18 protein-coding genes are annotated in these 17904 nt (G+C 58.1%); 7 read left to right on the top strand and 11 right to left on the bottom strand.

The window, feature by feature from the left end; all coding sequences use genetic code 11:
- The first annotated feature begins 81 nt into the window (after positions 1–81).
- Complete coding sequence (locus FMN63_RS23155) at positions 82–699, top strand: TetR/AcrR family transcriptional regulator (RefSeq protein WP_148586491.1); 618 nt, start codon at positions 82–84, stop codon at positions 697–699.
- Positions 700–750: 51 nt separating this feature from the next.
- On the opposite strand, the gene FMN63_RS23150 is transcribed toward FMN63_RS23155, so the two are convergent.
- On the bottom strand, positions 751–1236 hold the full coding sequence (locus FMN63_RS23150; protein ID WP_148586490.1) for a YcgN family cysteine cluster protein: 486 nt from the start codon (positions 1234–1236) through the stop codon (positions 751–753).
- 220 nt (positions 1237–1456) lie between these two features.
- On the opposite strand from FMN63_RS23150, the gene FMN63_RS23145 reads away from it, so the two are divergent.
- The 3 genes from FMN63_RS23145 to FMN63_RS23135 are packed head-to-tail and all read left to right on the top strand — an operon-like array spanning position 1457 to position 4907.
- Positions 1457–3670, top strand: coding sequence for a transglycosylase domain-containing protein (locus FMN63_RS23145; RefSeq protein WP_148586489.1), 2214 nt, complete (start codon positions 1457–1459; stop codon positions 3668–3670).
- Positions 3667–4347, top strand: a complete 681-nt coding sequence (locus FMN63_RS23140) for a DUF1214 domain-containing protein (RefSeq protein ID WP_148586488.1) — start codon at positions 3667–3669, stop codon at positions 4345–4347. The genes FMN63_RS23145 and FMN63_RS23140 overlap by 4 nt, the downstream gene beginning before the upstream one ends.
- Positions 4344–4907, top strand: coding sequence for a DUF1254 domain-containing protein (locus FMN63_RS23135; RefSeq protein ID WP_148586487.1), 564 nt, complete (start codon positions 4344–4346; stop codon positions 4905–4907). Before FMN63_RS23140 ends, FMN63_RS23135 begins: the two co-directional genes overlap by 4 nt.
- Before the next feature lie 75 nt (positions 4908–4982).
- Here the strand turns inward: FMN63_RS23135 and FMN63_RS23130 are convergent, their stop codons facing one another.
- Both FMN63_RS23130 and FMN63_RS23125 read right to left on the bottom strand, forming a co-directional pair.
- Positions 4983–6665 (bottom strand): tetratricopeptide repeat-containing sulfotransferase family protein, encoded by a 1683-nt coding sequence (locus FMN63_RS23130; protein ID WP_148586486.1) that lies wholly within the window; start codon positions 6663–6665, stop codon positions 4983–4985.
- Positions 6666–7214: 549 nt separating this feature from the next.
- Positions 7215–8078 carry a hypothetical protein gene (locus FMN63_RS23125; RefSeq protein ID WP_148586485.1) on the bottom strand — a complete coding sequence of 288 codons (864 nt, stop codon included), beginning with the start codon at positions 8076–8078 and terminating at the stop codon, positions 7215–7217.
- Between the two features lie 464 nt (positions 8079–8542).
- Here FMN63_RS23125 and FMN63_RS23115 point away from each other — a divergent pair, with 464 nt between their 5' ends.
- Entirely contained in the window at positions 8543–9703 is a 1161-nt protein-coding gene (locus FMN63_RS23115) for a DUF2336 domain-containing protein (protein WP_148586483.1), read from the top strand.
- A gap of 56 nt (positions 9704–9759) precedes the next feature.
- Here FMN63_RS23115 and FMN63_RS23110 read toward each other — a convergent pair whose 3' ends face one another.
- From FMN63_RS23110 to FMN63_RS23100, 3 genes are all read right to left on the bottom strand, one after another.
- Complete coding sequence (locus FMN63_RS23110) at positions 9760–10131, bottom strand: DUF1491 family protein (RefSeq protein ID WP_148586482.1); 372 nt, start codon at positions 10129–10131, stop codon at positions 9760–9762.
- Between the two features lie 114 nt (positions 10132–10245).
- Complete coding sequence (locus tag FMN63_RS23105) at positions 10246–11025, bottom strand: peptidoglycan-binding domain-containing protein (protein ID WP_148586481.1); 780 nt, start codon at positions 11023–11025, stop codon at positions 10246–10248.
- Positions 11026–11033: 8 nt separating this feature from the next.
- Complete coding sequence (locus FMN63_RS23100) at positions 11034–12734, bottom strand: sensor histidine kinase (protein WP_148586480.1); 1701 nt, start codon at positions 12732–12734, stop codon at positions 11034–11036.
- Between the two features lie 379 nt (positions 12735–13113).
- Between FMN63_RS23100 and FMN63_RS23095 the strand changes: the two genes are divergently transcribed.
- Positions 13114–13584 (top strand): DUF5330 domain-containing protein, encoded by a 471-nt coding sequence (locus FMN63_RS23095; protein WP_148586479.1) that lies wholly within the window; start codon positions 13114–13116, stop codon positions 13582–13584.
- Between the two features lie 257 nt (positions 13585–13841).
- Positions 13842–14273 carry a SufE family protein gene (locus tag FMN63_RS23090; protein ID WP_148586478.1) on the top strand — a complete coding sequence of 144 codons (432 nt, stop codon included), beginning with the start codon at positions 13842–13844 and terminating at the stop codon, positions 14271–14273.
- A 141-nt stretch (positions 14274–14414) separates the two neighbouring features.
- Here FMN63_RS23090 and FMN63_RS23085 read toward each other — a convergent pair whose 3' ends face one another.
- The 5 genes from FMN63_RS23085 to FMN63_RS23065 form a co-directional block, all read right to left on the bottom strand.
- On the bottom strand, positions 14415–14831 hold the full coding sequence (locus FMN63_RS23085; protein ID WP_148586477.1) for a Ros/MucR family transcriptional regulator: 417 nt from the start codon (positions 14829–14831) through the stop codon (positions 14415–14417).
- Positions 14832–15146: 315 nt separating this feature from the next.
- Positions 15147–15491: a monovalent cation/H(+) antiporter subunit G gene (gene mnhG / locus FMN63_RS23080; RefSeq protein ID WP_148586476.1), complete on the bottom strand. Its 345-nt coding sequence runs from the start codon at positions 15489–15491 to the stop codon at positions 15147–15149.
- Entirely contained in the window at positions 15488–15844 is a 357-nt protein-coding gene (locus FMN63_RS23075) for a cation:proton antiporter (protein ID WP_148586475.1), read from the bottom strand. Before FMN63_RS23075 ends, mnhG begins: the two co-directional genes overlap by 4 nt.
- Complete coding sequence (locus FMN63_RS23070; protein ID WP_148586474.1) at positions 15841–16317, bottom strand: Na+/H+ antiporter subunit E; 477 nt, start codon at positions 16315–16317, stop codon at positions 15841–15843. Before FMN63_RS23070 ends, FMN63_RS23075 begins: the two co-directional genes overlap by 4 nt.
- Positions 16314–17903, bottom strand: a complete 1590-nt coding sequence (locus tag FMN63_RS23065; protein WP_148586473.1) for a Na+/H+ antiporter subunit D — start codon at positions 17901–17903, stop codon at positions 16314–16316. The genes FMN63_RS23070 and FMN63_RS23065 overlap by 4 nt, the downstream gene beginning before the upstream one ends.
- Between the last annotated feature and the right edge of the window lies 1 nt (position 17904).

Genomic DNA, 17904 nt, shown 5'->3' with positions numbered 1-17904 from the left:
AATTGACCGTGGTCATTTTTTGACATTCAGCGAAGCATCCGTCAAGATATTTTTTGACCACGGTCAATTTAATGGAAAATCATGACACGCAAACCTCAGCAGCGAAGCATCGCTACACGCGCCCGGGTTTTGGCAGCCGCCCGGGATCTCAGTCAAAAACACGGGCTGGATCTGGTCACCGCAGAAGCGGTTGCCCAGGAGGCAGGCGTTGCCAAGGGAACGGTGTTCTCGCATTTCGGCGACATGGACGGTCTCTTGTCCTACGTCCTGCTGGACCGCCTGAACGCCCTGCGCGCGTCAACGGCAACCGAAGGGCCGCAAGCAGAGCAAATGTCCGATCCGGTCGGTCTGCTCTTGCAACGCATGATGTCGTTGATCGCGGTCATCACCGACAGCCCGGCAATCCTCCGGCTTTTTCTGGACAATATCGGTGTTACCAAACCCAATTGCGCCGCCGAATTCGTCGAGACGCTGGATGCGCTGGATGCAGAGTTGGAAGAATTTCTGACTTTCTGGCAGCAGGAGCCCGGCTTGAAGCCAGAACTGCGAAAGGACCGGTCACCAAAGGAAATGGTCGATGGGCTGATCGCCTTCATGATCCACGGGGCAATTCTGATCAAGAGCCATCAGTTGACCGACAAATCAGATCTGGAGCATCGGCTCCGACGCCATGTCGAGGCTTTCCTGCTCAGGCAATGAGACAGGTTGAGGCGGCCCTGGAAAGGCCTAAGTCTTCACAACATAAAGTGGCTAACTCTGTGCGTCTTCCGGCAGTTCGCCTGGCCAGAACACCACATGGTGCTCGTAGTCTTCCAGAGCCATGCCATCTTCGGGGATCGTCCGCCCGCGAACGGAAATGCCTGCCTGATGGACCGTTTCCGGATCTCCCGACACAAGAGGATGCCACCAGTAGAGGTCCTTGCCTTCGCGAACCAGCCGGTAGGCGCAGGTTGGCGGCAACCATGTCAGCGTCCGTACCTCGCCGGGTGTAAGCTGAATGCAGTCCGGCACGATGGACGCCCTGTTCTCATAGTCCCTGCAGCGGCAACTGGTGCCGTCAAGAAGCGTACAGGCAACGTCTGTCCAGACGATCTCACCGGTGTCCCAGTCTTCCAGCTTGTTGAGGCAGCAGCGCGCGCAGCCATCGCAAAGCGACTCCCACTGGGGCTGCGTCATGTCTTCCAGCGTCCGGGTTTTCCAGAACGGAAGCTCGCGTGAGGTGTCGTCGGCAATCATGAAGTCGCGCACGCCTTTCTTGGGCAGGAACCACCGGCGCCTATCATGCTACAGTCCCCCGGGCAAGCCGGGCGAAAATTCGGGCTGTTTTTCCTCAATGAATTTGCAACAAATGTCGGTAAACTGGACCACTGAAACGGTCATCCTGGTGACCTGTTTGCACGGCCCCAAAAAACGGCTAGCTTGTGCCGTCCCATTTTGATCCGGAGACCTTGTTCGCGTGACGGACAAACCGCAGTCAGAAGAAGTCGAGACCGGCAGCTTGCCGGAGCAGAAACCGCCGAGAAAGCGCAATCGGTTCCGGCGCTTTTTCCTGGCGGTTGATGCCCTTATCGACACAGCCCTTTGGAAGAGCGGAACAGCCATCCGCCGGACATTCGAAGGCTATGACGCCTTTCTGCGGCGGTTCCGGGCCAAGGGTATCTGGCGCGTTCTTGCCGAACTGTCGTCAGACGGCCTCACCTACGGCCTTGCCGGTTTCATCGTTGTACTGGCCTTCGCCCAGCCCGCCTTTGAGGCAACACGCTATGCCGACTGGAAGACCACCGATGATTTCGCGGTGACATTCCTGGACCGTTTCGGCAAGGAAATCGGCCGGCGTGGCATCGTGCTCAACGACAGCGTCCCGCTTGAGGAAATTCCCGATTCGCTGATCAAGGCCACTCTTTCCACCGAAGACCGCCGTTTCTTCAGCCATTTCGGCATCGATTTCTTCGGCACCTTCCGCGCCATGGTGGAAAACGCTCGGGCCGGAGGTGTCGTCCAGGGTGGGTCGACACTGACACAGCAGCTCGCCAAGAACCTCTTCCTGACCAACGAGCGCAGCCTCAGCCGCAAGATCAAGGAAGCCTATCTGGCGCTGTGGCTGGAGGCGAACCTGTCCAAGCAGGAGATCCTGAAGCTCTATCTCGACCGCGCCTACATGGGCGGCGGCGTGTTCGGGGTGACAGCGGCTTCCGAATTCTATTTCAACAAGAATGTGCGTGAGCTGACGCTTGCCGAAAGCGCCATGCTCGCCGGTCTCTACAAGGCGCCGACCAAATACGCGCCCCACATCAACCTGCCTGCAGCCCGTGCGCGTGCCAATGAGGTTCTGTCCAACATGGTGCAGGCGAAATTCCTGACCGAAGGCCAGGTCATCGGCGCGCGCCGTAATCCGGCGCTTGCCGTCGACAGGTCTCAGGAACAACTGCCGGAATATTTTCTCGACTGGGCGCTGGACGAGGTAAAGAAACTCGCGCGGCGTTATCCGGCCCTCGCCCGCGACCGCATCGTTACAGTGCGCACCACACTGGACCCGGCACTGCAGCGTCAGGCGGATCTGGCGGTCGAGACCGTGCTTCGGGAAAACGGCAAGCTGCGTGACGTTAGCTCGGCAGCGCTGGTTTCAATGATCCCCGACGGAGCCGTGATTGCCATGGTCGGCGGCAGTTCCTACGGCGAAAGCCAGTTCAACCGTGCGGTCAACGCACTGCGGCAGCCCGGTTCCTCCTTCAAGCCCTTCGTCTACATGACGGCCTTCATGAACGGCTACTCGGCAGACAGCGTTGTCACCGACCGGCCGGTCTGGATCGGCAACTGGTCGCCGAAGAACTATTCGAGAAGCTACCGGGGCGCCGTTACGCTGAAAACCGCGCTTACCAAGTCCATCAATACCATTCCTGTGATCCTGTCGCTGGATTTCGGCCGTCAGAAGATCATCGACACCGCCTATCGCATGGGTCTGACCCACGAGTTGGAAAACTCCGTGTCACTGCCCATCGGCTCATCCGAAGTCTCCGTCATCGACATGGCCTCTGCTTATTCCGTCTTTGCAAACGGCGGCACCAAGGCACCGGCCTACGCAGTTCTTGAAATCAAGAACAGTGCCGGCGAGGTCCTCTACCGCCGCGAACGCGATGAACCGCCTGCAGAACGCGTCCTGCCGGAGGACAAGGTGGAAGAGATGAACGGAATTCTGGTCAATGTTGTTGAGGCTGGCACGGCCCGCCGGGCGCAGATCGACGGAGTGGTTGCTGCCGGAAAGACCGGCACGACCAACGCTTATCGCGATGCCTGGTTTGTCGGCTACACCGGCAACTTTGCCACGGCCGTCTGGTTCGGCAATGACGACTTCACCTCGACCCGCCGGGTTACGGGCGGCAGTCTGCCTGCGATGGCCTGGCAGAAATACAATGCCTTTGCCCACAACGGCATCGAGTTGGCGCGCATGCCCGGCGTCGAACCGGAAAGCCTGCCCCGCCTGTCCCGGTCCACCCCGGCCAAACTGGCAACAGACACTGGCGACTCCGCCCAGCCCCGGGTGCTGAAACGGCGCACGCAGGACCTGCTCTTGCAGATAGGCCAGGACTTGCGCCTGCTGCTTGAGCGCAAGAGCGCCGAAGCGGCGCCGGCTCCAGGGTCCGCCAACACCGATGTCGCGGCGGTGCAATGAGCGATACAGGTTTCCGGCCCGCTCACGGCGAGGCAGACTGGTATGACGAGAAGCTTCCGCGTGCCATCCGCTCGCATCGGGGCAACCCCTTCCGCACAATTGCCACGGTGACGCTTGTCGTCGTTCTGGCCTCACTTCTGGGCATCAGCTCTGCCTATCTGATCATCGAGCGGGAACAACCGCTCAATGCTGTCACCCTTGGGCCCTGGCACGCCTATCCGAAAGCTGGAACCTCCGAGGCCGATCCCTATTCGGTAGCGATCTATACCAGGGGGGCTGTCATTCCTCTGGCATCTGGCGAAGGTCTGGCACTGGTCGCGCGCGAGGACAGCAACGGCCATGAGCTTGATCCGACTTGTGTCTACAGCATCGCGGGCCAGACCCCGTCAGCCCGGCTCTGGACCCTGACTGCGGTTGATGGCCACGGCCATCTGGTCAAGACGATGTCCGGCCGGGTGAACCTTGCAAGCGACGCCTTGCTACGAAATGCGGACGGCACCTTCGACATCACCGCCGCCACCCGCCCCCACTCCGGCAACTGGTTGCCGCTGGCAAGTGAAGCCAGGGCTGCCGACGGTCTGCGCTTCGTCTTGAGGGTCTATGACGCACCAGTCACCACCGGCGCCGCCCTTGATGGTGTCAGCATGCCCACAATCGAGAGGTTGGGCTGCCCGTGACCCTGTCCTCCCGCTTTTCCCTGTCTGTCGGATTGCTGGCCACGCTGTGTCTGGCAGCCATCATTCATATCCTGGTGGTACTGAGTATTCCGCACAACGTTCTGCACAGCGCTTATGACAATATCGAAACATACGGCCCCGACAGGCAATTCAACCTGCTTCCCGATGTCCGTCCCGGTGAGGAGGCTCTGCCCGATCTCGACCCGGCCATGAAGCACGCCGCGTGCCGGTTTCAGCTTGCCGACGGGCCGGTTCTCTTTGACGCCAGCATTCCGGCGCCGTTCTGGTCAATCGGCCTGTTCAACGCCGCAGGAGAAGCCGTCTACAGTCTCAACAACCGCACGGCGGGCGCAGAGCGTCTATCGATGCTGGTGCTGACCACCGAACAATTGTCGATCCTGCGGGAAAACCCGCCGGAAAACCTGGAAGACCTCATCGTCATTGAAACGGAAGAACCGTTGAGCGGGTTCGCGCTGCTACGGGCCTATGTGCCGCATCCAAACCGTGCAGACAGCATCGACCGCGCGCTTAAGGCCGCAAGCTGCGGCTCCATTCGCTAAGCGCCTCAGCCTCCATAGGAAGTACGAGGATCTGCGCGCATCGAACTCCGGCAAGAAGAATGGCAAGGCATGGCTTCACGAAGCTGGTGAACCCGCCTCTCGCAAGTCCGAGACATCATTATCCGGCGCCCCGGCCGAAAGCGACTTCTGCTGACCGTAGGCGTCTTCGCCAGGCGTCTTCTGCCCTTCTTCGAGCGGAGACAACGGACCAAGCGCATTGAACAGGTCAGCCAAAACATCCTTGTGACGTTTCCAGCGCCCGATCGAAGATCGGAACATCGGTTTTCGAACCTGCAGATTGGAGAAGGTCGTAACGGGGCTGTCGCCGTTATAAAACTCCAGACACTGCTCCTCCCAGTCCATGCCTGTACATGCCAGAAGGGCTTTGCTTTCCTGCTCCTGGTTCTCAACCAGATGTTCGTAGGAAAGAGTGTGGATAGGGACCGGAAGCACCTTTTCCCAATGCTTCATCAGGCTGTCGTAGGTAAGAAAATACCTGCCCAGAGACTCCTGCGTCATGGCGTAGTTGTGCGCGGGCGAAAGCGAATGCGACAGCAGCGAAACGCAGGTGTCCGCAGGGCAGCGAACGCAATGGATGAAAGCGGCCTTCGGAAACAGAAGGCTCATCAGCCAGAGCATTTCGAAGTTATGCGGCATCTTGTCGGTGACGCGCTCGGCCCGCCGGTCGATTGCATTCAGTTCAGCCAGATAGTTTCGGGCAAATTGCTTGAACTCACGCGGTCCGAGGCTCTTCAACCGGCTTTCCAGGGCAGCGCTCGGTGCCCTCTGCAGGCCGAGATCCTGCTGCAGCAGGCGGAAAAAGGGAATTTCTGCTCCACTGGCGATCCGCGAATGCCGGCTGACGATCTGCTCGGCCAGAGTTGTTCCCGAGCGGGGCATGCCGAAAATGAAGACCGGTTTTTCCGAGCTGTCGCCAAGTTCCGTGCGTTCCGCGAAAAACGTTTCGTCAAACACCTCCTTCATGAAGGCGATGCGTTCTTCGTGAGCCGACTGATCGAAGGATTGGTAGCGTAGCCGGCGCGCGGAGCGATAGTGCTGCGCGGCGGTTGGCGTATCGCCCAGGTCGTAATGGATCTTGCCGGCAGCCCAGTGCAGCTGCGCCAGTTCCGGCTCGGGCAACGTGCTTGCCGATTTCAGCAAGTCCTCGATCCTGCCCAACTCGGCCGGCACCTGCGTGTAGGTACGTGCCATCGTCAGGTTTTGAAGCGCCGCAGGAAGCTCCTTGCCCAATGCTATGGCCTTTTCGAACCAGCCAATCGCCTCATCGACATGGCCGACGGTGACATCCAGCTTCCCCATGCCCAAGATCGCATAGCCATTTTCCGGATCGATCGCCAATGCACGCTGAAAACTCTGGCGCGCGAGCAGAGGTTGGCGCTTGAGCGTATAAAGATCCCCAAGATGAGCGTGAAAATCTGCCACCTTTGGCGCAAGCGCAACGGCCTTTTTCAACGATTTCATCGCGCCAGCCAGGTCACCGGCGTTCATGAGCGCCAGACCGAGCAATTGATGGACCTGCGGGTGCTTTCCGGCTTTGCGCTCGGCCTTGCGAAGCATCTCAATGGCCGCGCCAATATCACCGTTCTGATAGGCTGCGATGCCAAGTGAAAAATTTGCCTGCGGGTTCTTTGGATCGAGCTTCAAAACCTCCTCGAACATGCCAAGTGCAATTCCGATGCGACCAGCATGTTGATGGGAGAGCGCTTCTTTGACGAGAAGCGTGATGTTCGGGCTCATTCGACAACCTTCAGATTCGAGGGGACTGATCACGCTGTAAACTGAACGGTTTAGTTCGATGCATGAGCGACGGCAAGTCTCAAAACCTCCGAAAGGACATTCCTTAGTCGGAAAAACGTCCAAATTTAGGCTAAATAACTGAGGTAACGCATCTTTTTATGGAGATCACATTTTTTTGCATTGCAATAGATAAAACTTATACGCGCATACCCTAAAGGCAGGTCAATCGTACAAAAAATCCAGCCAGGGAAGTAAAACAAGTTCGTCCGCTCAGTGGATTGTTAAAAAGACCGCCAGAACCGCGATCGTATTGATTTAACGAAAACGCTCAACCCACCAAACAAGAACTAGCCGCTTTCTTCCAGAGAAACAGAGCCCCAAGAAATTCCAAAGAAGTCGCGTAACCTTTTTGGTGTCCGCGCATACGGGCTGTGGAAAACCACACCTGAATGCCACGACGGGACGGGCCTCTTACATAGGTATATTTGACGGGTGCGGATTATACCTCTGAAAGACGGCCTGATTTCAGACGGCAAATTCGCTCAGGCGCTATTTTACCACCGGAGCGCGCTCGGTGCCCCAGCCTGTATAAATCCGGGACCTGCGAACGGGTTTGTCGTCCCCATAACGCTTTTCCGGGTCGCAACCCACTTCAGCAATGCGGACCTGGCCTTCAAGTTCCCGGATCGCGTTGTTGACCTTCCAGACGCGGTCGCGCGTCGGCGTTTCGATTTCCAGCCCGTCGAGGGCCTTCTTGTAAGCGATGATCCGATAGCGCAACGCCTGGCCAACCCATTTGATCATTACGCGGTTTTCCCAGACACGGGCCTTGGCACCGTCATAGGTCTCTTCGGACTTGACCGGCTTGTTCTGCAAAACGCGCAGGCGCTCATCATCTGCGGCCTTCACACGCAGGGCAACTTCACAAAAGGGCATGACCAGTTCCGCGTCGCCGGACGCATCGGCGGCAATCTTGTCGTAGCGGGCATCGGAAGACTGAAATTTGTCCGATCGCAAATAGATCAGATAGAGGTCTGGCGGCACACGCCCCTCCACCTCCGGCAGCACGCGTGTGCGTGACAGTTCAACCATGGTTCCGCCGATCCAGTCCTTCGTCCAGGGCGGACGGATCAGCGTCCAGCCGCGATTGCGCAGCAGCTTTTCATCATTGGTGTAATTGAATTTGGAAACCGGGTCTCCCCGAAGGCGCGCCGCCTCATCGCCGGCAGCGGGCATGACCTTGTCATGAATGACAGATGGCCGTGCCCGGTCGAAATCTCCAGTCGGACGCGAGCAGGCGCCGAGGACGACGGCAATCAGCATGGCAGCGGCGGCGATGGCCCCCTGCCCTGATCTGCAACCGCTCTCCGCAAGGGATGCGGTGGCGGAATGATCCGCTTTGCCTCTGCCCATCGGGCGTTTCTCCAGGCCGCTAAAAAGAAATTTCTCCTGCGCGGCTGGAGAAGCAGGGACCCTCAGTCCTTGTCTGAGCCAGCAGGTCCGGCCGCTTTTCCGATGGTCGCGATTCGTGCGGCAAGATCAAGGTCGTGGCGCTCGATCCGGACACCTGGAAAGAGGATAACTTCTCCAAAGGTCTCCGAACTCGATATTCGGCGCTGATTGGAACGGCAGCCCACACGTGCTGTGGGGCGTTGAGCTGATGTAAAGTCCAACAAGTTGCCCATCGTCTCCTCCTTCGGTTCCGATCTCCCCTGACGGTGTATTACCGACCGGGAACGGTCAAACGGGCGACGCATTACTTCCTGCTCTTCATTAAGAAGCCGTCAGGGTTAACAGCATGCTAACGCTTTTCCTGCAATTTGAACGAAGCAAGTTCCTCCGGTGGTCCGGTCTTTTGTATTTTGTAGACGGGTGTCATGCGCCAAACCCAACATTTCAGTCAGCCTGTGCCGAATTCCTCTTCTTCCACCAAGTCCGCGTCGTCCAAGGGCGATGATCGCGGTGTGCTTCTGGCCGCAAGTGAGCTGTTTGCCGGTCGCCACCGTCATGACGTTGAAGAAACACATATTTTTCTCGAGTTGGCGTCCAATTTCCTGCCGAAAACCTCCCTGCCGGACAGACGCCGCATTTCAAATCTTCTGGCTTCGCATCCGGAGATACCGGATGACCTCCTGTTCCAGCTCGCCTCCGACGAGGACGAACTGACGGCCTATCCCGCAGTGCGTTACAGCCCTAGGCTTTCTGTGGATCTCCTTTTGAAGATCGCGGAAGCTGGGCCGGATTCCCTGCGCAAGGCCGTCGCCAACCGGCCATCCTTACGCGAATCGGTCATCACGAAATTGTGCGAACACGCCGGAGCCTCGGTAATCCGTATCCTTCTCGACCGGGAAGACGTCACCCTGACACCAGGTCACCAGGCAAAATTGAGTTGTCGTAGTGACATCGTTGCCACTCTTGGTTTAGAATTGGCAGGGCAAGATGCTCTAAACCCGGATGGACTCATGGGACAGTTCCTGCATTTACCCGCTCCATTGAAATCGAAAGCGATTGCCGCGGCTGAGATGACCAGCCTTGTCAAACAGGCTCAGGCCCCCGGATCTTCGACCGACAGGCGCGCGGACACAACACGGCTCAAATTGCGGGATGCCCTGATGAGCGAAGCGCTTTTGCAGCAGCGCTCCCGTTTTTCAGATCTTCTGGGCCAGGGGCTCGGACTGCCGCAGGCCACATGCGATCTTCTGATGCATGATGATCAGGCGGAAGGGCTGACCGTCGCACTCAAGGCGCTCGGCATGCCGGCTGCCGCCGTCACGACAGTGTTGATTAGGATGCTGGGTGAAAACCTGACTTTGGAAAGGCTGCGCCACCTCTTGCGCCTCTATCGCACGCTCAGCCAGGGTGCGGCGGAAGTGCTGGTCGGACAGTGGATCCTGCACGATCAGGGCGCTCAGCCGGCGTCTGCACAGCTTGGCTCACAGTATCAGGACACTGCGCGCCGCGATGCGACGGCCACGGATGGACAGACATCCGGTCTCGCTCAACCGGATATCACGATCCGAAAATCGACCCATTCCTGAAAAAGCCGCGCGAACTCGATCTTGCTGCCGGCTCAAGGCCCGGATGTAGACCTGCTTCAAAAGCGGAAAAAGTCTGCGCCGGGTTCCGGCTTATCCTGCGCCATCGGCAGGTCTATCTGACCATCGCGCGCCTCGATATCCACCAGCCAATAGTCCGGGTCCATCCGCGCCTCGCTCGCCAGCCGCGTGTCGATCACGTCCTTGTCCACCTGCTCGAAAATCTGTTCGAAAAGGCGCCCATCAGGCAAGCTGCTGAACATGGCTTGGGGAGCCGGACCGTAGAAGTCGAAATTTCCGTCCAGGCGGTCGACACAGATAAAAACGGCTCCGGCCTCCGGAGCACCCCGCCTGAAGACAGCGGCAAAGCCGCCTTCCCCAAACACGCGCCGAACCAATGCGCTAACAAAAAAATCAGATGTGACTCGCATTCAGCCCGCCCTTGCCGCTAACGCCGACCTTCTAGGGTGTGGCCGCATAAAGCTCAAAGTAATATGCCGCTGGTCTACGACAGATACCGGCGGACGGCAACGGGCTGCCCGTGGCTAACCGGACAGCGACCGGCCGCTGACCATCTCCAGTCGCTCGATCACCTTGGGACCGGGTTCGCCCGTCATCGGCAGCCCCCTGTCAAATTCAAAACGCCTGATGGCAGCGGTCGTATTGGCGCCCATGACACCGTCCGCTTTCAGCGGGCCGTAGCCAAGTTCAGACAATGCCTGCTGGAGCTTCTTCAGCTTCGGGTCCACATCAATTCCTGCCTCGGCTTCCTCGTCAAGAGATTGCGCACCGGCCTGGCTCGGCGTCCCGGAGAAACCGGGTTTGGGACGCGGCACGGGACCTTGAACGTTGGCCATGGGGCTTTCCCCCTGCATCAGCACAAGGGCAAGCAGGGCTTCTGTCGCCTCGCCCGTCTCGATCTGCCCAGCGTGACGCTCAAATCCCCGGATCGCTCGCTCGGTCGCCGGGCCGTTCAGGCCGTCCAAAGGCCCTTCGTACAGGCCGATCTTACGTAGGGCGATCTGCAGGTCGAGCACCAAAGTGGAGATTTCCTGCACCTGAAGCCCCGGACTTCTGCCGTCCGGTTCCGGCAACTGCATGGTATCCGGGCGATCTCGCGTCGTGAACAGGGGCGCCGGGTGCCGGCCTGGCTGAAGACCGACAGCATTTGCCACGATCAGACACGCCGTCAAACCCATGACCACGGTACCGCCCGCCGCGACAGGATTGTCGAGCGCCATATGCCCGGCCTTGGACATCAGGGACTCTGACGGTTTCACCTGCTGCGCCTTGGCCTGCTTCGTCGTTTTTTTTGCTCTTGCCATTCCGCTGCCTATGCCGACCTCGCCATCCGCTCGGCCCCGGTTCCCTTTGTGGATTGAGCGACGTCTTGCTGCGCCTGCATCTTGAGCGGCAAGGTGACAATCACGCTTTCACCCTGCCCAAGAACGGTTTGAACCGTAAGGCTGCCGTTCATGCGTTCCAGAAGAGCCCTGGAGAGACCGAGCACGGTCGTTGAGGCTTCAGTGCTCCAGCACAGGCTCGATTGCCGGTTCTTGACCGAGAACACATAGTCGACGCTCCCCGCATCCAGCTGAACACCAACACTTAACACGGCGCCGGCTTCGGAGGTTTCAACCATGTCTGCCAAAAGGAAACACAGCGCTTGCCGCAACAGTTTTCTGTCGGCAGCCACCGGAGGACACGCCACATCGCTGGCCATCTGCACGGATACGCCACGCCGCAATGCTGCTGTCGCCACCATGTCCATGCATTGATTGAGGCATGTCTCCACATCCACACCGGCAATGTCCGGTTGATTGGCAGAGTTTTCCGCAGGAACCAGATCCAGTGCCGTCGTCAACGAGGCGAGACCTCGTTCCCCACTTTGGCGCAAGGCTTCCACGGCTTTCTTCAGCACGGGATCGGCGGTTTCCCGGCCAAGGCGATCCAGTCGTTCGGAGTGCGCCAGAATGTCGGCAAGAGCTTGCGAAGCTTCGACACCCGCAGTTTCCAGCATGTCGCGCGAGATACGGTCCGCACGGGCACTTCCCTGCGCCGACAGGTCACCGCCAGCCGCTGCAAGCGGTTCGATGATTTCAACGGGTCGGAGCGTCAGCAAAAGGTCTTCCGCATTTGCAGGTTTCGCCCCGCTGTGACGGCCCGGGCGCAAATGCACCTCCATCCGCCTGTAGTCGGCCTGCCCGGCTTCCCCTGGGCGGCTTGCGCCGATCCTCACCCGCGCCTCGAAGGTTCTGGCAACGCTGTTCAACCGGGCTTCTGAAAGACAGGTCAGGTAAAGCGGACGGTCTGCGACGTGAAGGCGCGGAAACAGCCAGTCCTCGTCACTTTCTGCCGGAAGATGGCCCAGCACTTCCTTCAGCGGACCACCAATGACCTTGAGCGCCCCGTTCGGGCCGAGTTCACAATAGATGTCGGAAACGCTCTGGCTGATCTGGAGACGTTTTTCCTCCGTCGCGCGAACAACCTTCTGCGCAAGCGAACGGTCGAGGGCAATGCGGAGCGACAGCATCCCGACGTAGAGCACAGCCGCCAACACCGCCAGCGGCGTCGCCAGCCCGGGCAGACCGGAAGCGGCGGACACAGGCACGGGAAGAAAGGTCAGACCAAGAACCAGAACGCCGCAGAGCCCGGTCACGGCAAGCGCCGTCCGCCGGCTCGCTGCAAGCGCAGCTTCCACGGGCGGCACCAGCAGCCAGGCCAGTGCGAAGGAGTGCGCACCGCCGGTAACCGTACAGACACCAGCTACAAACAGAGCAAACAGGGAAGCGGAAAAACCTGCAGCCCTCGAGAGCGCCCCCGACTGGGAAAGATACAGCGCCAAAGGCCATTGGCTCAGCATCCAGGCAAGTGCCAGCAGCGTTGCGGCCTGAGGTGCCCCGGCGAGCGCCAGATGCAACGGCAGCACCACAAGCGCTGCGGCACCGCTGGCGAAGCAGCTGAACAGAAACGAGCGATGCAACGGTGCAAGAAAAGGATCGGAAGCCGCGTCGGGATGAATCATTCCATCCACGCGGGCCACCCAATGCCCCCAGATATTTTGTATGTTTTTCAGAAGGTTACGCACTCTACTCTACCACACAACAATCACGGAATTATCCGCTCGCACCTTTTGTAGGGACATTGTCGGTTGCAGCACTTAAGGAACGATAAAGGATGAATCCAAATTGCGTTTTTTTCCGAAAAACTCATAGCGTTCAACAAGTTGACCACCATTGGCTAAAATTTGAATCAATATTTCAGAAAATACGACTTAAATACCTGATTTATTTTATGAAAATTCGCTTTTCCCGCTCAACCGGGGATTCTCATGTCACTGCTAGTGTGCCTTCATAACAAGCGTGCCAACGGCACAAAGGCACGCAAGACTGAACAGACTATTGGGTAGCGACATGTTCTTTCTCTTGAGGACGGCCTTTTGGCTCACCTTGGTGCTCGTCCTGATTCCCCTAGGGTCGGATCAGGAAGACACTTCGGTTGAAAACATCGATCCGGTGTCCGCCTTCCTGGCGGCACAGGCAACGATGTCAGACATTGGTGGCTTTTGCGGACGCAATCCGCAAGCCTGCGAAACGGGAGGCGATGCACTGACGGCGATCGGCAGCCGCGCACGCGACGGCGCCCGGATCGTTTATGAGTTTCTCGATACACAGATCTCCGAGAAACCGGAAAGCGAACAGCTGGTCACCGGGTCCACCCCCGCACAGAATATGAGTGAAACAAGCACTCAGCCCATCGGGCAAGCCAGGCAGATTTTCTCCGGCAACCCGTCGTGGCAACCGGTTTTCGATAACGTCTCTTCCAGAGAGACAGTCCTTGGGCCGGTGCCACGGCCCAAACCACGCTCAGGACAAAAAACCTGAGCGGACTGGCCGTTCAGGATCCTATGACCTCCTGGATCCGAAAACGGCCGATTGCGCCCCGCTGGAGCGCTGCTGCCCGGCAGCATCGCAAAGACGGCTTCACTTCAGCGGCTCGTTCCGCTGCGCCGCAGATGGAAAGCTGCCCATTTCATCTGCGGCGTATCTTTATTCTTTCTGAGCCACCGCACCTGCCGGCATTTGCACTTTGCCACTCACGAGTTATATGAAGGCGAACAAGACCTTCAAAGACCGGTGCCATGACCACATCCCTGAGCGACATTCTTGAGACGTTTGATTTTCTCGACGACTGGGAAGATCGCTACAAATATCTCATCGACCTCGGCAAGGAGATGCCTGATCTCTCCGACGCCGAAAAGAGCGATGCCAACAAGGTGCGCGGTTGTGTGTCGCAGGTCTGGCTGATCACCACAACCGACAAGACAAGCGACGGTGAACCCGTCCTCAGCTTCAAGGGCGACAGCGACGCTCTGATTGTTCAGGGGCTCGTAGCCATCGTCACGTCTGTGTTCAGCGGCAAAACCGCCAAGGATATCCTGGACACCGACGTCGAAGCCATTTTCGCCAAACTGGGTTTGCAGGAACACCTGACGCCGCAGCGTTCAAACGGTCTGAGATCCATGGTCGGCCGCATTCGCAGCGATGCCCAGGGAGCGATTGCAGCGGCCTGAGAGCCTTCGATTGCGCTTGTCCGGCGGGCGATAAAGTGACCTAGGGTAAGCACTCTCCACACGCTTTCGAAAATCTTCGTCGTAAAAACAAAAAGAGCTGCCCAAGGGCAGCTCTTTTTTTCTCAGCCGAAGCTGAACGTTTTACTTAGAGCGCTTGCGCTGCTGGCCGAGACCCATTTTCTTGGCCAGTTCCGAACGGGCAGCCGCATAGTTCGGCGCAACCATCGGATAATCGGCACCCAGGTCCCACTTCTCGCGGTACTCTTCCGGGGTCATGTTGTAGTGCGTGCGCAGGTGACGCTTCAGCGACTTGAACTTCTTGCCGTCTTCCAGACAGATAATGTAGTCCGGCATGACCGACTTCTTGACCGGCACGGCAGGCTTCAGCGGCTCCGGCTCCGGCTCGGTAGACGTGCTCGCGGTTTTCTGCAGCGCGCCGTAAACTTCGTTGATCAGGCCTGGCAGATCTGTTGACGCTACGGTGTTATTACTCACGTAGGCTGAGACGATGTCTGCAGTAAGATCAATCAGATTTGCATCCACCGGACTGTCAGTCATATTTCACCCATTCTCTACTGATTTCAAAATTAGCTTTGTGGTTTACCTGCAAAAAATGTGTGCCGAAAGCGGAATGAGAAGTTCAGTTACTTGCGGGCCCAGAAATCAAAAAGATTCTACTTTGCAGGCAATCGTCACCGCCTTATATCGCTGCTTTCGTTGCCCGACAACCCCGAAATTCAAATAAAAATCGATCAGAAGCAATAAAAGTCAAATTGTACAAATATTGGCTTCCACTAACCCACTAAGTTTGACAATGGACCGATAGTATTGTCAGGAATTCTGTCTTTCAGGACCATTGCCTCTCATCGTGACTCAGCTTTTGGGCCGCACAATTTTCGCCAAGGCGTCAACCTTGGTATCTGCACACGGACGGTAACCAGCTGCATATGCAGCTTTTGCCAATAAATGAGCCGAAATTGGGGCGGTGAGCAGGAAGAAGACCACACCGGCGATTGCTCGCGTGACAACAGCCAGATCACTCGCATGCACTGCCAGCGCCAGCAACATGACACCGGAGCCCAGTGTACCGGCCTTGGAAGCCGCATGCATGCGCATGTAAACGTCTTTCAGCCGGATAATGCCGATCGAAGCGACCAATGCGAAGGAAGCACCGACGATCAGCATGATACCGGTGATAATTTCAACGGCAGCGTTCATTGTCCCGCCTCCTGACGTTTAATGCTCTCCTCGACTTCGTCCATGATCGTCTTGTCCCCGGCAAGGCCGCGGTTGAGCACGAAGCGTGCGAAAGCGACCGTCGCCAGAAAGCCGACGAGACCAAGCGTAATCGCAATGTCGATGTAAAGATAAAAGCCTGTGGACACGCCAATGACGGCGATAAAGCCGATGCCCACGGCAACCAGCATGTCCAGAGCAACGATCCGGTCCGGAAGACTTGGGCCCTTGACCGTCCGCACCACGATGATGAAGAAGGACACAGTCAGCAGAGCCAGCGAAACGGAAACGCAGACATCCAAGAACTGGCCTGAAAAGGTCTCAAATGGTGTCATCTGAACACCTCCAGGATCTTGCGTTCAAAACCGTTCTTGATGTCATCGATCGTGGCTTGCGGGTCCGGAACGTCGATACAGTGCACATAAAGCGTTTTCCGGTCTTCGGACACATCAACGGACAATGTGCCCGGCGTCAGGGTGATCAGGTTGGCCAACATCGTGATTTCGAAGTCCCTGTCGACTGTCAGAGGAAACGCGATGATACCCGGCTGCAGCTCGATCTTTGGCTTCAGCACGATGATCGCGACCCGCCAGGCAGACAGCACCAGTTCGTAGACGAACAGCACCGCCAGACCGACGCCTTTGGAGACACGCTGGAAATAGGCCCCCGTACCGACCTGTTCGCGGATGAGGTAAAGCGCGCCAAAGCTCAGCACGAAGCCGAAGGCCAGATTGACTTCGGAAAAACTGCCCGTGACGGCGCCCCAGGCGAGCATCAGAAGAATGTTGATGAGAAAGAGACTGGTCATACCTGGCCCCCAAAGACTGAACGCAGGTAGCCAAGCGGTTCAACAATGCCGCTTGCCCCTTGCGTTGAAAGCTCCAGCATCCATTCCGGCTGCAGACCGAAATAGACAACAAGCGCGGTCAGAATTCCAAGCGGTAGCCAGACCGCAGCTCCGGAAAGCTGCGTGCCGGTCTCGCCCGATATGGCAACGGTCTCCCCGTCCGTCGTGCCTTCAGGGCCGCCTCGCCAGAAAGCGAAGATCCAGACCCGGCCCATCGCCAGAGTTGTCAGGAACCCGCTGACAAGGATGGCGGCACCGAGCCAGGTCCGACCGTCGGAGAAGGCGGCATCAACGAGGATGACCTTGGGCCAGAAACCGGAAAACGGCGGCAGACCGGAAACAGCGAACCCCAGCACCAGAAAAACGGCCGCGAAAGCAGCGCTTTTCTGATAAAGGCCGCCGAGCTGTCTGAGATCGTAAGAGCCGCCCATCATGTTCATGATGCCTGCGGCCATATAGAGCGCCGTCATGACGATGATCGAATGGACCGCATAAAAAATGGCACCCGAGATCGCCAGCGTCGAACCGACGGCAACACCGGCAAGCATCGACCCGATACCGGCGATGACCACGTAGCCGAGCAGCCGTCTTACTTCGCTTTGCGCCAACGCGCCGATGGCCCCCGTCAGCAAGGTGGCGATGGCGACCAGTGCAATCACATCCGCCATATAGCCGCGGGACGCCGGCAGGATCAGCACGAAGATGCGGATCAGCGCATAAACGCCGACCTTGGTAAGCAGACCGGCGAAGACCGCCGACACAACCACATTGGGCGTATGATAGGAGGCAGGCAGCCAGAAATTGACCGGGAAAGCTGCCGCTTTCATTGCAAAGGCCAGGAAATAGAGCGCAGCGACCGTTGCCAGAGTGCCGGACGCGGGATTTTCCAGGGCAGCCACTTTCAAGGCGAGATCCGCCATGTTGAGCGTGCCGAAAATTCCGTAGAGCATACCCGTGGCGATCAGGAAGAGGTTCGTCCCGATCAGGTTCAGGACGCCATATTTGACCGCGCCGTCAAGCTGGATCCGGTCATTGCCGAGGACCAGAAGACCATAGGACGAGATCAAAAGAACCTCGAACCAGACATAGAGGTTGAAGATATCACCGGTCAGAAACGCGCCGCAGACACCTGTCATCAACAACAGGAGAAATGGATAAAAGCCGTATCTGCGACCGGTGCTATCGACAGTCGCGGCCCCGAAAACGCCTGCGCAGAAGGCAACGATCGAGCCAATCAGCGACAGGGTTATGCCGAGCGTATCAACGGTGAAGGCAATGCCGAACGGTGGCAGCCAGCTGCCCATGACCATGGTGATCACACCATGATCGAGCACCCGGATCAGCAACGCGAGGTTTGCGACCACCAGCAACCCCAGAAACCCGATCCCGAGTTTGGGCTGCAAGTCGGTATTCTTGCGCAGCATCAGGCACAGCGCACCGCCCAGGATGGTGATCAGCGAAGGCGCGACGACCAGCCAGTCACCCAACGCAATGGGTGCGGTGTTCATGGCCTGGGAGAGATCGACAGAAACGGAAGAACCGGCCATT

Origin of the sequence: Stappia sp. BW2, from assembly GCF_008107695.1 — a bacterium.
Classification (GTDB): Bacteria; Pseudomonadota; Alphaproteobacteria; order Rhizobiales; family Stappiaceae; genus Roseibium.
The sequence above is the reverse complement of the archived record's forward strand: the minus strand, read 5'-3'. Positions and strand labels throughout refer to the sequence as shown.

Bases quoted from the DNA above. Each gene is read 5' to 3' on its own strand.
- FMN63_RS23155 (WP_148586491.1), top strand. From the start codon at position 82: ATGACACGCAAACCTCAGCAGCGAAGCATCGCTACACGCGCCCGGGTT.
- FMN63_RS23150 (WP_148586490.1), bottom strand. From the start codon at position 1,236: ATGATTGCCGACGACACCTCACGCGAGCTTCCGTTCTGGAAAACCCGG.
- FMN63_RS23140 (WP_148586488.1), top strand. From the start codon at position 3,667: ATGAGCGATACAGGTTTCCGGCCCGCTCACGGCGAGGCAGACTGGTAT.
- FMN63_RS23130 (WP_148586486.1), bottom strand. From the start codon at position 6,665: ATGAGCCCGAACATCACGCTTCTCGTCAAAGAAGCGCTCTCCCATCAA.
- FMN63_RS23125 (WP_148586485.1), bottom strand. From the start codon at position 8,078: ATGGGCAGAGGCAAAGCGGATCATTCCGCCACCGCATCCCTTGCGGAG.
- FMN63_RS23115 (WP_148586483.1), top strand. From the start codon at position 8,543: ATGCGCCAAACCCAACATTTCAGTCAGCCTGTGCCGAATTCCTCTTCT.
- FMN63_RS23110 (WP_148586482.1), bottom strand. From the start codon at position 10,131: ATGCGAGTCACATCTGATTTTTTTGTTAGCGCATTGGTTCGGCGCGTG.
- FMN63_RS23105 (WP_148586481.1), bottom strand. From the start codon at position 11,025: ATGGCAAGAGCAAAAAAAACGACGAAGCAGGCCAAGGCGCAGCAGGTG.
- FMN63_RS23095 (WP_148586479.1), top strand. From the start codon at position 13,114: ATGTTCTTTCTCTTGAGGACGGCCTTTTGGCTCACCTTGGTGCTCGTC.
- FMN63_RS23090 (WP_148586478.1), top strand. From the start codon at position 13,842: ATGACCACATCCCTGAGCGACATTCTTGAGACGTTTGATTTTCTCGAC.
- FMN63_RS23085 (WP_148586477.1), bottom strand. From the start codon at position 14,831: ATGACTGACAGTCCGGTGGATGCAAATCTGATTGATCTTACTGCAGAC.
- mnhG (WP_148586476.1), bottom strand. From the start codon at position 15,491: ATGAACGCTGCCGTTGAAATTATCACCGGTATCATGCTGATCGTCGGT.
- FMN63_RS23075 (WP_148586475.1), bottom strand. From the start codon at position 15,844: ATGACACCATTTGAGACCTTTTCAGGCCAGTTCTTGGATGTCTGCGTT.
- FMN63_RS23070 (WP_148586474.1), bottom strand. From the start codon at position 16,317: ATGACCAGTCTCTTTCTCATCAACATTCTTCTGATGCTCGCCTGGGGC.
- FMN63_RS23065 (WP_148586473.1), bottom strand. From the start codon at position 17,903: ATGGCCGGTTCTTCCGTTTCTGTCGATCTCTCCCAGGCCATGAACACC.